The 14483-nt window shown below is 52.9% G+C and carries 9 protein-coding genes; 5 read left to right on the top strand and 4 right to left on the bottom strand.

What is annotated here, in order from left to right:
- Positions 1–48 precede the first annotated feature (48 nt).
- Entirely contained in the window at positions 49–1590 is a 1542-nt protein-coding gene (locus Pan241w_RS11600; protein ID WP_145215427.1) for a sulfatase family protein, read from the bottom strand.
- A gap of 88 nt (positions 1591–1678) precedes the next feature.
- Positions 1679–2218, bottom strand: coding sequence for a hypothetical protein (locus tag Pan241w_RS11595; protein ID WP_145215424.1), 540 nt, complete (start codon positions 2216–2218; stop codon positions 1679–1681).
- 188 nt (positions 2219–2406) lie between these two features.
- Here Pan241w_RS11595 and Pan241w_RS11590 point away from each other — a divergent pair, with 188 nt between their 5' ends.
- Together Pan241w_RS11590 and Pan241w_RS11585 are read left to right on the top strand one after the other, a co-directional pair.
- Complete coding sequence (locus tag Pan241w_RS11590) at positions 2407–4023, top strand: phytoene desaturase family protein (protein WP_145215421.1); 1617 nt, start codon at positions 2407–2409, stop codon at positions 4021–4023.
- A gap of 475 nt (positions 4024–4498) precedes the next feature.
- Positions 4499–5593 carry a linear amide C-N hydrolase gene (locus tag Pan241w_RS11585; RefSeq protein ID WP_145215418.1) on the top strand — a complete coding sequence of 365 codons (1095 nt, stop codon included), beginning with the start codon at positions 4499–4501 and terminating at the stop codon, positions 5591–5593.
- 214 nt (positions 5594–5807) lie between these two features.
- Here the strand turns inward: Pan241w_RS11585 and Pan241w_RS11580 are convergent, their stop codons facing one another.
- Entirely contained in the window at positions 5808–6863 is a 1056-nt protein-coding gene (locus tag Pan241w_RS11580) for a GntR family transcriptional regulator (RefSeq protein WP_145215415.1), read from the bottom strand.
- 131 nt (positions 6864–6994) lie between these two features.
- Here Pan241w_RS11580 and Pan241w_RS11575 point away from each other — a divergent pair, with 131 nt between their 5' ends.
- Together Pan241w_RS11575 and Pan241w_RS11570 are read left to right on the top strand one after the other, a co-directional pair.
- Positions 6995–8170, top strand: a complete 1176-nt coding sequence (locus tag Pan241w_RS11575) for a sialidase family protein (protein WP_145215413.1) — start codon at positions 6995–6997, stop codon at positions 8168–8170.
- Positions 8171–8236: 66 nt separating this feature from the next.
- The gene (locus Pan241w_RS11570) at positions 8237–12343 is read left to right on the top strand and encodes an FAD-dependent oxidoreductase (protein WP_145215410.1); all 4107 of its coding nucleotides are present in this window, start codon (positions 8237–8239) and stop codon (positions 12341–12343) included.
- A gap of 591 nt (positions 12344–12934) precedes the next feature.
- Here the strand turns inward: Pan241w_RS11570 and Pan241w_RS11565 are convergent.
- Positions 12935–13600 (bottom strand): hypothetical protein, encoded by a 666-nt coding sequence (locus Pan241w_RS11565; RefSeq protein ID WP_145215408.1) that lies wholly within the window; start codon positions 13598–13600, stop codon positions 12935–12937.
- A gap of 216 nt (positions 13601–13816) precedes the next feature.
- Between Pan241w_RS11565 and Pan241w_RS11560 the strand changes: the two genes are divergently transcribed.
- Entirely contained in the window at positions 13817–14398 is a 582-nt protein-coding gene (locus Pan241w_RS11560; RefSeq protein WP_145215405.1) for a hypothetical protein, read from the top strand.
- Positions 14399–14483: the final 85 nt, after the last annotated feature.

The following is a 14483-nucleotide window of genomic DNA, read 5'->3' as shown; positions in this document are numbered from 1 at the left end:
AGGAGCGCGAGAGCTCGTCTTCGAATGACTCATCTCATACTGATACGGTTACTCTTTCGCATTTTTATCCCGCATTAGCTGATGCGGAAACTGTGCCGGTTCCGACCCGTTTTTCAGCCGCAGGTTCGCTCCCATCCGCCGTTTGTGGCTGAAGGGAACCCGGTTGGCATCCGACTTTTCCAGAATCGCATGCAGGTCGGCCCGCATCTTTTGGATCCGTTTCTGATGTTCTTTCTCGAAGATCAGATTGTGCTCTTCGTGTGGGTCCTCTTGCATGTCATACAGTTCGTCAAGATCCCAGATGCCGTGATATTGGATAAACTTATACCGCGGCGTGCGCAACGCGAACGTGGTCGGCGTCTGTGGGAAGTTATACTCCCAGTAGTATTCATAAAGGCTGTTCTGCCGCCATTGGGAAGCTGGCATGTTTCCAGCGGCCAGTTGCAAAAAGCTTTGACCGTCCATTTGTGATGGAGTTTGTAATCCTGCTGCGGCCAGAATGGTCGGTGCAATGTCAATATTCGCGACCACTTCATTCAACACAGTTCCCGGTTTCCAGAGACCGGGGCAGACCCCCACCAGAGGCACACGGATCGATGCTTCATAGGCGGTCCGCTTGTCAATCAGGCCATGCTCGCCCCACTGAAAGCCGTTATCTCCCATGTAAAGAATCATGGTATTCTCGCCATAGCCATTCTCATCGAGCCACTTCCGCACGCGGGCAATCGATTCGTCTACACTGAGCAGTGCTTCACAATACAGGCGGTAATGTTCTTCAATATTCGTATCCTGATGATAGGCGAAATCAACGCCGTGCCAGCTGTTCCTCTGGTTTTTCAGCCACATCGGCTTGTTGAAGTAATTGTCCGAGGTATTCGCCATCGTTTTCGGGATCGGCATCGCTTTGTCTTTGTAACGGCCCGCATGTCGCTCGGCCGGATGAAACATGCCATGCACCCCTTTGTGCGACAGATACATGAAGAACGGCTTGTCTTTCGGTTTCACACTCTCGTTCAACCAGTTGATGGCGTAATCGGTCAGCTCATCGGTGATATAGCCTTTTTGAGGCACCGATTTGCCGTCAACATTCAGTGACCATTTCTTCAAATGTTTCGGCGGATAGTAATGTCCCTGTCCGCGAAACGAGACCCACTTATCAAAGCCGGGTCGCGGATCATCCGAGTGACCACCCATATGCCATTTCCCGAAGAAACCAGTCTGATAACCGGCCGCCTGCAGGTACTGCGGGAAGAAGATCGTGCCCGGTTTCGCAGACACGTTATTATCGACCACACCGTGGTTATGCATATATTGGCCGGTCAGAATCGAAGCCCGGCTCGGCGAACAGAGCGATGTCGTGACCATCGCATTTTTAAAATACACGCCGTCCTTTGCCAGACCGTCCATCGCCGGTGTTTCCACCCAGGGGTGCCCCACAAAACTCATCACGTCATAACGATGGTCATCAGCGAGAATGAAAACCACATTCCTGGGTTTCGCCCCTTTGATCTTTTCCAGTTTCAAATCAGCGGCAGAGACCGGAGTCGGGACCGCCAGGAACAGTAAGCATATCAGAGAAATCAGTCGCATGAGTTCACCCGTTGTTTGGAATAATGATTCTGTTTATGATCAAGTAATATTTCATCAGCGGGAATAGGAATTCCCTTTGATGTCTTCGTTATTCAGTAGTAGTTTCTGTCTCTTTCGTTTTTTTGCGATTCGGCTCAAACACAGGTTCTTCCGGTTTAACTTCTTCCGAATTAACGGCTGGGTCTGCTTTGATAATCACTCCACCAAAGGTCGATTTCAGCTGGCCATCCGGAGATTCGAGAATGACAAACTCACTCGCATTCGCACCTTGGTCCTTAATGGTCTTCATATTTATCCCCCAGGTCACCTGATAGTCCAGGGATTTGATTTTCTGAATCGCATCCAGAGCATCTTTCTGAGCGGGACTTTGTAAGGTTTTCGCATAGGCTTCCAGTGATTCCCAGTTCTGGGGGCCCGCCTCGTTGACGCGTGCACTAATCGTATAGATGGCCGTCACGATGTCCAGTGCTGCTTCTTCAGGATTCATAGGCTCCGATGCCTTGGGAGGAGACGTAGATCGACCACAGCCCACAATAAACAACAGCCCTAGAATCAAAATGAAAGCAAACCGAAAACGAACCATTCCCAACCTTAATTTTTCTGAACGAATTCCCTGCATGTGATTCATGATTGAATACCAGTAAAAATCATAACGGGCCTCAAACGGGCTGTACACACAACCTTAATCAACTAAATCAGATTTTCTACGACTTAGCACAAAGATGACTCTCCACTCACACTGGCACACCACCCGATTTTTCTCATAATACAACCTGCTCAGGAAACTGATTCACTTCCTAACCGGAAACAACAACGATGTACGACTGTGTGATAATCGGAGCAGGGCATAACGGCCTCGTCTGTGCCCATCAACTCGCACGACAAGGATGGAAGATCCTCGTTCTGGAACGCCGTGATCTCGTCGGCGGCGCCTGCGTGACCGAACCACTCTGGCCTGGCTTCAAAGTCTCCACCGCCTCGTATCTGGTGAGTCTGTTGCTCCCGGAAATCGAACAGGAAATGCAACTGGCCAAATATGGCTATCGTGTGTTACCTCGCAATCCGAGTTCATTCACCCCGCTCCCTGATGGAAAATCCTTACTCCTGGGACCGGACCTCAAACAGAACCAGGAACAGATCGCCCAGTTCAGCCAGCACGACGCCGAACAGTATCCTCGCTATGAAGCGATGCTGGAAAAAATCGCCGAATGCCTCGAACCGGCGCTCATGCAAACGCCCCCTGATCTGCTTCCTCTTCCTTCTACTTGGCGATCGATTGGACTTGGCAAAAAAATCCGCGATACCAAAACCGCATACCACCTGCATCAATCATTAAAATCACTGGGCGAGACGATTCCCGAAGCCATCGAACTATTGACTGGACCGGCACTGCCGATTCTCAATCGCTGGTTTGAATCGGATATTTTGAAAGCCACCTTGGCAACCGACGCCATCATCGGCACCTTTCAGCCGCCGTCTGCGCCGGGGACCGCGTATGTACTCCTGCATCATGTGATGGGCTCGGCGGGGGGAGCACGTGGCGTCTGGGGCTACGTCGAAGGAGGTATGGGCGCCTTGAGCCAGGCAATGGCAAAGTCCGCTCAAGCATCCGGTGTCGAGATTCGCACCGGCGTCTCCGTCGAAGAAATCCTGATTCAAAATCAGAAAACAACGGGTGTCCGGCTTTCTACCGGCGAAACCATTTCGACCCGCGCCGTCGCTTCCAACGCTGACGCCCATGTGACATTTGAAAAACTGATCCCCACGGGAACCCTGCCGGAAACATTTCAAAATGCCGTCAGTCGGATTGACTATAGCAGCGCCAGTATGAAGATCAACGTTGCTGTGAGCGAACTCCCCGACTTCACCTGTCTACCCGGAAATTCTGAACCAGGCCCACAGCATCGAGGCACCATCCACATCGGCGCGACCTGCGAAGAAATCGAACGCGCCTACGACGATGCCAAGTACGGCCAGCCGTCTCAAAAACCGATCATCGAAATGACCATTCCCACCGCCGTCGACAAAACACTGGCGCCCCCCGGACAACACATTCTCTCTCTGTTCGTACAATACGCGCCGTACCAGTTAGCAGAAGGCAACTGGGATGAAATCAAAGAAGACTTCGCCGACCGCTGTATCAATCGGATCGCCGAACTGGCACCCAATGTTCCCACATCCGTTCTGCATCGGCAGGTCCTTTCGCCCCTTGATCTGGAACGAACTTTCAGCCTGACCGGCGGCAATATATTCCAAGGCGCGATGCCCGCCCATCAGTTGTACAACCTGCGTCCCGTTCCCGGCTGGAGCGATTACCGCACGCCCATCAAAGGACTTTATCTCTGTGGGAGTGCCGCGCATCCAGGGGGTGGCGTCATGGGAGCCTGCGGTCGCAACGCCGCACGAGAAATGCTCCGCGACGGAAAACCTTAACAGGCTTGGTAGTGTTTATTTAATAGTTTTGAGCGTAATTTTGCGGTCGACAGAGTGAGCTATGTAAGACCAAACCGTAGCCGATGGTGTGATATTGCCTTTGTTTCTTGGACTATGACCGCAAAAAAGACACTAGCCGCAGGGCGTTAGCCCCGGTTGGACGTCTTGGGTAGCCACCGTTTGAAATAAGAAACGCTACCTGGTGAAGCAGACGATTGCAGATCCCCTGTCTCTGTTTCAAAACCGACAGCCATTCTAATCCGATTTCTCGCTATTCTGTTTTGCATTTCAGAACTTTCCCAAAAACGTCCTCACGCGCAGTCATTATTTTTCACACGAGCGCCGAATGAGAGAAGACCAGAGACCGATTTCTGTATATTAAAACCATAAACCACATTTTATCTCACAGACGGTTTCTCTACTGAATAATGCGCGCTTCCTGCTAACGTGCCCCTGATGCGATTGGAGACTTACCGTGAAACACCTCATCCATTCCTTTGCCCTCATGGCACTCATCTCGGTTTCTGTATTCACCCCATCCAGTACATCCGCCTGCACAGGAATCACCGTTAAACCAAAAGACGGCTCCGTCGTTTTCGGACGCACGCTCGAATTCGCCGAGAACCTGCACTCGAATGTCATCATCATTCCCCGCAACAGAACCAATAGCGGCATTGCCCCCGGTCAGAAACAGGGACTGCAATGGACCTCGCAATACGCCATGGTCGGCATGAACGCCTTCAATCTGCCCATCGTCGCAGACGGCATCAATGAACGCGGATTACACGTCGGCATTTTTTACTTTCCCGACTACGCCAAATACCAGCCTGTCAGCGATCAGGAAGTCAGCAAAACCATCAGCCCGATGGAAGTCCCCCTGTATCTGCTCGGCACCTGCGCGACCGTTGATGAAGTCACCAAACGAATTCAGCAGATCAAAGTCGGCAATGTCGTCATGGAACAGATGGGTGGTGTGCCCCCGTTTCACTACATCGCCAGTGATGAAAGTGGAAAATCGATTGTACTCGAATACGTCGATGGCAAATTGAATATTCACCAGAACCCGCTCGGCGTATTCACGAATTCACCGACCTTTGACTGGCACATGACCAACCTCGGCAACTACGTGAACCTGCTCACCAACAATGTTGCCGAAATCAAAGTCCAGGGACAGACGATTAAAGGACTCGGGCAGGGAAGCGGCATGCTGGGTCTCCCCGGCGACTTCACGCCTCCATCGCGATTCGTCCGTGCGGTTGCTTTTTCAGCAAGCGTATTTCCCGTTGATACAGCCCGGGAAGGTGTCCTGCAAGTCTTCCATGTTCTCAATCAGTTCGATATTCCAAAGGGAGCCGCCCGCGGAGATGAAAACGGCAAAACGACCGCCGACTACACCGAGTGGACCAGCGTCTCTGATCTCAAGAATCGACTTTATTACTTCCGCACTTATGACGACAGCACCATCCGCATGGTCAACTTGAACAGCCTCAATCTCGATGGCGGAGCGATTCAAACGATCTCAATTCAAGGGGAAGAGCAAATCATCGACGTCACCGGCTGTGCCCGATAGAACGCGTTTATTTCAATCTCTAAACCGAATAATGTGGCTAATAGAGTGAGCTATGTAAGATCAAACCGTCGTCGATGGTTTGATCTTACATTTATTTCCTGATCAATGACCGCATAAAAAGCCATTAGCCGCAGGGCGTTAGCCCCGGTTGGGCGTCTTAGCTAAGGCCCGTGCGAACTGAGAACACTATCTGCTATGCATCCGCATGAGCTGATTACGGTATGACGAGTTTGACTTCCACGCGTTCATACAGGCTCGCCGCTGATTCTCCTTTCACCTGGCGAATCAGCATCGAGCCAATTTTCTGTCCGTATTCCACAGGTGATATCATCGCTCGTATATGCGGAAACGAGCAGGGGGTCGCATCACGGGCGAATCGATCCGCCACAACCAGAGCAGGGCGTTTTGATTTCGGTAACGTGATTTCCTCAAGCTTCGCGGCAATCGCCCGCGCTGCCGGTTCGGAGCGACAGAGTATCCCCAGTTTCCCTGTTGAACTTTCTAAAACATCCAGCGCCGAAACCTGAATCGCCCGGTCATCGGCAGGCAGACACCGCACCATCAATTGATCCAGACCAAAGCCCGCCTGACTCATCTCTCGTTGCACCGCATCTAACATGACATGATCCCCCGACGTCACCTGATCCCGCAACACAACCAGCACCCGCTGGCATTTCTGTCGACGTAATTCCTGAAACAACAGGCTGCCGATCTGCCGTTGATCGCGGTCAATCTGCGCCAACCCGGTAATCGATGGCTGTAGCACCCCATTTACCACCGTCGGCAATCCGCTCTCTTCCAGTATCCGTTGCACTCCCACTTGAGCACGTTGCAGAACAAAACCTTCCGTCTCGCTCGATTTCAATGCTCGATTGACGATCTCTTCGACATACACTTCTTCCTCCCGGTGCGGCAGGAAATTGAATTGCAACTCGGCTTCCGGCAACTCCCTCTGCAGGCCAATCAGAATCCCATCCGCCAGCAAACCTTCCCGCTCTAGAAATTTCTGATGCACCACCAGATGCACGCGCTGTAACGTCGACGTTGATCCGCTCGATTCCGGCTCGGCGATAAATGTGCCCGCGCGTTGTTTCCGCACCAGCACCCGCCGCTGTGTGAGTAACTGCAACGCCCGATTCGCCGTCGTGCCGCTCACTTGAAACGAACGCGCGGTCTCACTCGTTGTGAAATACGGATCGCCCGGTTTTAATTTGCGAGTCTGAATGTCCGACTGAATCCGGTCGGCCAGATCAATGATGGCTGGTTTCATAGACGAAGATCGTTCTGTGGAAAAAATGCGTTTTTTGCTTTCATTCTGCCGCTGACTTTTATAATATTACAACATAGATAATAATATCGCAACAATAATATTATTAAACCTCTCATCAGAAAGTACGAAACATGAGACGAATTCCCCTGCGCGCGGCGAAAATACTCTCTCTGTTTTTCCTCTCGCTCCTGAGTTCGGTCGACGTCACTCAGGCCGCCGACCTCCAGAAAACCACGCTCTTTTCCGCGCGGGACGGCAAATACCATCACTACCGCATCCCCGGCATCATCGCTTCGAAACAGGGTACACTGCTCGCGTACTGTGAAGCCCGGATCACATCCGGCGACTGGGCAAACATCGATATTCTGATGCGCCGCAGCACCGATGGCGGCAAGACCTGGCTCCCCGTGCAAATGATTCATGACGCCAAAGAAGAAACCGTCAATAACGTCGTCGCCTTCTCCGACGAACAGACAGGGCAGGTGCATCTCTTGTACTGTGAAAACTACGGCCGTTGCTTTTACACCAGCAGCAACGACGACGGCAAAACCTTCGGCCCCCGCGTTGAAATCACCAGCGTCTTCGAGCAGTTCCGCAAAGAATACGACTGGAACGTCATCGCCACCGGCCCCGGACACGGCATTCAATTGCAGAACGGCAGACTGCTCGTCCCCGTCTGGCTCTCCACTGGCGGCAAGAAACATCGCCCCTCCTGCGTCGCAACCATCTTCAGTGACGATCACGGTAAAACCTGGCAACGCGGCGACATCATCGTCAAACAGGGAGACGAAGTCGCTGGCGAAACCATCGTCAATCCCAGCGAAACCGTCGCCGTCCAACTCTTCAATAACAAAGTCCTCGTGAATATCCGCACGGAATCCAAGCCCCACCGCCGCCTGATCGCCGTCAGCAAGAACGGCGCGACCGGCTGGACCGACAAACATTTCGACGATCAACTGAAAGAACCGGTCTGCATGGCCAGCATTCTCCGTGTCCCCGCCAGCAATTCGCAGCCGAAAAACGCCATCGTCTTCGCCAACCCGGATAACCTGGAAGGTTCCAGCAAACGCCGCGGCCCAAACCGCGACCGCAAAAACCTGACGCTGCAGGTCAGCTTCGATGACTGTCAGACCTGGATCAGTAAACAAGTTCTCGAACCGGGCATCAGCGGCTACAGCGATCTCGCATCGCTGCCCGACGGCTCCATCTTCTGTTTCTACGAAGATGGCGGCTTGAAAAACAACGGCTACGACACAACGGCCTTGACAGTCGCCCGATTTCCATTGAAATGGATTATACAGGACTGATTGATCCACCGAACGAATCTGAAGTAACCCAACCCAAAGATTTCCCAGCCAGAGAAAATACCAGCCATGCCTCGCACCCTCATTCTCGCCCTTGTTTATGTTCTGCTGTTGATCTCGCAACCTCTGACGGCAGCCGAACCAGACCACCGTGCTGACATCTGCATCTATGGAGGCACCTCGGGCGGAGTCGTCGCCGCAGTCAAAGCGGCCCGGCTTGGAAAAAAAGCCATTCTCATCGAACCCGGCCAACATCTGGGCGGCATGAGTTCGGGCGGTCTCAGCTATTCCGATATGGGCAAAGCGGCTACCGTCGCCGGCATGGCTCGGGAGTTCTATCAACGAATCGGCAAAAAATACAACAAGCCGCTGGAGACACAACTCGAACCGCACGTCGCCGAACAGGTCTTCGAAGAAATGATCAAAGAAGCGGGCGTCACCGTGATCAAGGGAGAACCGCTGCAGAAGGTGGTCAAACAGGGCCCCACCATCGTCGAACTGATCACCGACAAGGGAACCCGCATCGCCGCCGATATGTTTATCGACACCACCTACGAAGGCGATCTGCTGGCCGCCGCCGGCGTCTCCTATTCGCTGACCCGCGAGGCCAATTCCCAATACAACGAAACGCTCAACGGCATTCAGCTCTATGAAATCCCGAAAGTGAAGTTCGGAAAGGTCAACAAAATCGGCCGCCGCAAAGACCGTCGCGGCTTGTGGGACCGCGCCATTCCCCTCGACCCCTATCGCATTCCCGGCAAACCCGAAAGCGGTCTGCTCCCGCTGATCGAAGCAGGGGAGTTGGGCACCATCGGCGCAGCCGCTCCCGGCGTGCAGGCCTATTGTTTCCGCTTGTGTGTGACCGATCAACCTGAAAACCGGATACCCATCGCACCGCCCGCCAACTACGACCCGGCCCGTTATGAAATCGTCGCCCGCTACATCGCCGCCTGCCAGAAAGCGGGAGACGACATGGACCTCCGCTGGTTCACCAAGCACGATGCCCTCCCCAACGGCAAATTCGATTTCAACACCGCCTACTTCGGACTCAACTTTGTCGGCGGCAACAAAGGCTACAGCGAAGCCAGCCACGCCGAGCGACAGAAGATTGTCAAAGAACACGAAAACTATGCCCGCGGCCTGTTTCATTTCCTCAAGACCGATGCACGCGTTCCGAACAAAGTTCGCGACCAAGTCAGCAAATACGGCCTCTGCAAAGACGAATTCACCGATAACGGCGGCTGGCCGCACCAGCTTTATATTCGCGAATCGCGGCGGATGATCTCCGACCTCGTGATGACCGAACATCACTGTCGGCACAAAGAGGTCGCCACCAAATCGGTGGGCCTCGCCTCTTACGGCATTGACATTCACGAAATCCGCCGCATCGCCCATAACGGGGTGATGGTCCGCGAAGGCAAACTGCTCGGTCATACCGGCACCCGCGGCCCGTATCCAATCGGCTTTGACGCGATTGTTCCTAAAGCCTCCGAGTGCGATAACCTGCTGGTCACCTTCGCGATTTCTGCCAGTCACGTTGCGTTCGGCTCCACTCGTATGGAACCGGTGCTGATGATTCTCAGCCAATCCGCCGCGACCGCCGCCAGTCAGGCCATTGACGCCGGCTGCAAAATTCAGGACGTCAACTACCAGCGACTCCGCACCAAACTGCTCGCCGACGGTCAACTGCTCGACTGGCCGTCCCCCGCAGAACGAGGTCAGCCCACCGCGCGCACGATTGTCAACGCCGATCAATTGCCGGGAATTGTTCTCGACGATACAGACGCCGAATTCACAGGCGACTGGAGCGAAAGCAACGGCCAGCCTTCGCCGATCGGCAAGAGTTATTCGCACGACAAAAACAAAGACCGCGGCAAGAAAACCGCCCGCTTCACGCCCATCATCAAGCAGTCCGGCGACTACGAAGTCCGTCTGCTTTATACCTGGCATGCAAATCGCGCCAGCAATGTCCCCGTTACCGTTCAAAGTGCCGACGGCAAGAAAACCGTGACCGTCAACCAGCGTCAGCCGGCACTGGTGAATCAGATCCCGGTCTCGCTGGGCGTGTTTCACTTTGAGTCCGGCCAGCCGGCGTCCGTCACGATTTCGAACCGGGGAGCCGACGGCTATGTCGTCGTCGATGGTCTGCAACTGCTGCCGGTCAAACTGGCACAGGAAGAACGCGCGGGCAAACGAAAATCCGGATTTCCTCAACTCACAATGGCAGCCAAACCGAAATTTCGTCAGCCGGGCCACGAACAGGCACGCCAGATCGCCTTTTCGCCACTGGCTGAGAAAACGGTTCCCCGCACACCCGGCGAATCGACGCGGCATTCCGACGAACCGGTGCAGCTCGCTCGCGCTACTGAGCCCGATGCGGTCAATGGAAAAACGTTTGACGTCGTCGTGGTCGGCGGAACCGGCGGCGGGATCGCGACCGCTGTCCGTGCGGCCCGGGAAGGGTGCTCGGTTCTGTTGGTGCAACACAACGGCCACATCGGCGGCATGATGACCAACGGCCTGATGCAGTGGGACGCTCTTTACGGCGGTCCCCGTTCGCCCCTCTTCAGCGAGCTCCTGGAAAATATCGAAAACTATTACATCAACACGTTCGGCCGTGACTCGCGCGACCATCAGACCATTCGCTATACCCACGAAAAATATCCCATCGGCTGGGTCGAACCGCATGTCGCCGAGCGAGAATACAACCGCCTGGTCTCCCGCGAAAAGAATATCACGCTGCTCCTGCACCATTACCCGAGTGCCGTCAATCGCGAAGATTCGTTGATCAAGAGTGTCACGCTCACCCGTTATGGCACGCCCGAAACCATCCACGTGAACGGCACCACGTTTGTTGATGCGACCTATGAAGGCGATCTGTTCGCACTGGCCGATGTCCCGTATCGCGTCGGTCGCGAAGCCCGCGAGGAATTTAATGAACCCCACGCTGGCAAAGTCTTCGTCAACATCGACGGACATCGTCCCGAAAGCGTCATCAAAGAGGGGCTCAACATTCGCGTCTACGGAGCAAGGCAGGGGAGCGTCGATCCGATCAGCCCCTTCAGCGCCGACGGCGCCGTCCAGGCTTATAACTATCGGTTCTGTGTCACCTCCGATCCAACGAACCGGCTGCCGATTCCGCAACCGGCCAGCTACGATCGCGCGGATTATCTCGACTTTCATCGCCGCTACATTCCGGCGAGCCGGGGCCCGAATCACAAATCGCACGTCAACAGCCCGATCATGCCGGGTCAGAACCACGCCTACCCCGAAGCCGACTGGCCCACGCGCGAGAAGATCATTCAACAGCACCTCGACTTCGGCCTGGGTCTGATGTGGTTTCTGCAGCACGATGAATCGATTCCTGAATCCAAACGCAGGGAGTACCTCAAATGGGGACTGCCGAAAGATGAATACGCAGACTATGGTCACGTTCCCTATGAAATGTACGTTCGCGAAACCCGACGGATTGTGGGTCGGCACGTCTTCAATGAAAACGACGGCATGCTCACCAGCGACTACCGCCGCACGCCGATTCACCCCGACAGCATCGCCGTGACCGACTGGTATATGGACTCGCATTCCTGCACGACCGACAGCCGGCCCGGCTTCAAGTATGACGGCAAACTGATTCTGACCGAACAATCCCGCCCGTCGCAGATTCCCTACCGGACGCTGCTGCCGCAAGGCGTGGATAACCTGCTCGTTCCCGTCTGTCTTTCTGCCACGCACATCGCCTGGGGCGCGATCCGACTCGAACCGGTCTTCCTGCAAACGGGCGAAGCCGCCGGATACGCCGCTGCGTTGGCCAGACAACAGTCGACGACTCCCGCCGACCTCGATGCCGATCTGCTGTTGAAAACACTGGTCCGACAACGCCAACTGGTCAGCTTCTTCAACGACCTGAAAGTCAATGACTCGAACCCGGCAATCCCAGCCGCCCAGTATTTCGCTGCCAAAGGTTTCTTCAACGACTATAACGCCCGCCTGGATGAACCGCTGACCAAATCGGTCCGCACCACCTGGGAAGCAGGCTTGAAACAACTGGAGCAGGGGACGCTGAATCCGCGCCAACTCGCGGCCGAAGTTCAGCAAGCCGAGATACAGAAATCGCCGGCACTCAAAGAAAACCGCGGCGAGTTTCTCCTGCGGGCGTGGAACCGAATTCAAAATTAAGTCAGGGTAGTGCACGTTGAGTACTGCCTACTGAAAAAATCCGACTTGACGCCAACCCGCGGTTCGCCATGATCACCTCTCATGTGTGTCGCGCGCGTGCTCAGTACTGGTTCAGGTGAAGAACAGAAAGCACTGCCAAAACCAGCACTACAAAAGTCCCTCGTTTCAGCAAGATTCAACAAAATTTGAGTCAAAAACCTTATGCGGGTCGACACACTTCGACACGCACAACCACATTCCCAACACACATTGTCCCACTCCCAAACCATCTGAGCACTCCTTCGCTCCACAAAATTTTCCATTTCCCCTTGCCCCTCTCACGCCGCTGAAGAGAATCAATATCACAACCAAAAGTGAACCGATTCTCGATGCGATAAAACCGAAGTCGGGGCGGCCCCATGTGTCCGCTCGGCTCACCCGCGCATGACTGCCAAGCAGGCTTCATCAAACACGCAGGAAATCAGCCGCAGGGCCTTAGCCCCGGTTATTCCAGTTTTAATGACGAACAAATCCTACCAGATCGTCACGAGATCCCGCAGATGAACATGGCGCTGGTATTGAGGTGGAAGTGAAGTATGACAAAAAGGAGCGTTATTGATTAGGTGAATGCTGTTTTTGTATCTGACAATAGTGAATTTTGGATTGTTTTCTGGCTGTGAATGCACAAGCCTTGTAAAGAGTTCCAATGACAAAGGCTGCTGCGACAGCGGTGCAGCCCTTTTGTCCCAACGTCATACAAATCCAATCAAATAGGCCCTGCTTCTCAAACAGGGATGCATCCCAGTAAAACCCAAAAAATATCACCATTGCGAAAGAGAACACTGTACCCACAAGGTAAGACCAGGCAACGCGGAACAAGCCGGCTGATTTTTGCTCATAATGAAATGGGAAGGGAAAGTGTGACTGTAAAATATAAAGCAGTGTTGTTCGTGCCTTATCGGAATTGACAAATACTTTAAAACGTTTGATTTTGGAATCTTTAGTATACGTAAATGTGAAATCACTCGTATGGTCATTCCAGGATAACGCCAGTAGATCCTGAATCGGTATTTGGGCGATCAGATGCTGAAAAGGCTGCATCAACTTAATCAGCTTTTCAATCGATTCTCCCGAATGTAGTTTTTTTCCGACATCCAGTCGTCCATAATTGATGCGCAATAAAATGACTGTCGCGTCCTCAATCACAATAAAAGAGAGGCCACCGTCACCTGCAATGTAATATCGGCTCGCTTCCTCAAGAGGTATGTTATTGTTCATTTTAATGCGACCAATTTCCAGACAATATCAGAACTAAACAGGATACCCCATCCGTCACTCATCTTTCCGATACGAGAACAGAAAGTCTTGCAGTAAGGAGAATCACCGATTTGAATTGACAGGCTACACCACCTCAATACAATTGTCCAGACAAACAATTTTTAATACATCATCTTATTTTCTCCAGAATAATATTGATAATTTAACAATAACAGTATGGCCATCATGACCAGTTTCATTTCAAATATGATTGACTTTCTGGGATGGGGAAAACCTTCGCCCCACGATTCTTCTCCTTACCGAGTGGCGGATGTCTATCAAGGATTACGGGAACAGGTTTTTGATTTCAAATCTGACGCACTTGAATCATCGAAACCAGAGAATGACCATTCCGTCCGATGCATCCTTATGGAAATGGGACTTCAAGAAGCTGTTGTATCTCTGCTAGCTCATAGCGATGGTACCGTCAGTCTCTACTTTAGCAATGGCGGCGGGATTCTAGGTCTCGGACAACAGGAGGGACCACACCGAGTTTCTCAAGAATTGCTTCAGATGATTCCTCAATTTCAATCGGAGTTGGATAGTACTTCCGATTATTCGATACCCATACCCGGAAGATCTAAGCTCTATGTTTTCACCTGTGATCAAGTCCTTGTTCTGGACACGACCGAGGACGATCCCAAAAATGACCGACTCTCTCAATCCCCACTTTATGACAAAGCGCAAGAATTGATTTATGAGATTCGCGTTGTGGATGAGAATCGTAAACAAGAAAGAACCTCTGAGACGGAGAATTAAGACTCGGTAATCTGTCAGAGACTAATAACAGCGTTTCCTTTTCAACTCATTCATTTTCTCAATCACTGAAATAGGCTAGGCCCTC

Origin of the sequence: Gimesia alba (assembly GCF_007744675.1) — a bacterium.
GTDB lineage: Bacteria > Planctomycetota > Planctomycetia > Planctomycetales > Planctomycetaceae > Gimesia > Gimesia alba.
Note: the sequence above shows the minus strand (reverse complement) of the source record. Positions and strands in the feature narration are given on the sequence as shown.

Coding starts and splice junctions, on each gene's coding strand:
- Pan241w_RS11600 (WP_145215427.1), bottom strand. CDS start 1,590: ATGCGACTGATTTCTCTGATATGCTTACTGTTCCTGGCGGTCCCGACT.
- Pan241w_RS11595 (WP_145215424.1), bottom strand. CDS start 2,218: ATGAATCACATGCAGGGAATTCGTTCAGAAAAATTAAGGTTGGGAATG.
- Pan241w_RS11590 (WP_145215421.1), top strand. CDS start 2,407: ATGTACGACTGTGTGATAATCGGAGCAGGGCATAACGGCCTCGTCTGT.
- Pan241w_RS11580 (WP_145215415.1), bottom strand. CDS start 6,863: ATGAAACCAGCCATCATTGATCTGGCCGACCGGATTCAGTCGGACATT.
- Pan241w_RS11575 (WP_145215413.1), top strand. CDS start 6,995: ATGAGACGAATTCCCCTGCGCGCGGCGAAAATACTCTCTCTGTTTTTC.
- Pan241w_RS11570 (WP_145215410.1), top strand. CDS start 8,237: ATGCCTCGCACCCTCATTCTCGCCCTTGTTTATGTTCTGCTGTTGATC.
- Pan241w_RS11565 (WP_145215408.1), bottom strand. CDS start 13,600: ATGAACAATAACATACCTCTTGAGGAAGCGAGCCGATATTACATTGCA.
- Pan241w_RS11560 (WP_145215405.1), top strand. CDS start 13,817: ATGGCCATCATGACCAGTTTCATTTCAAATATGATTGACTTTCTGGGA.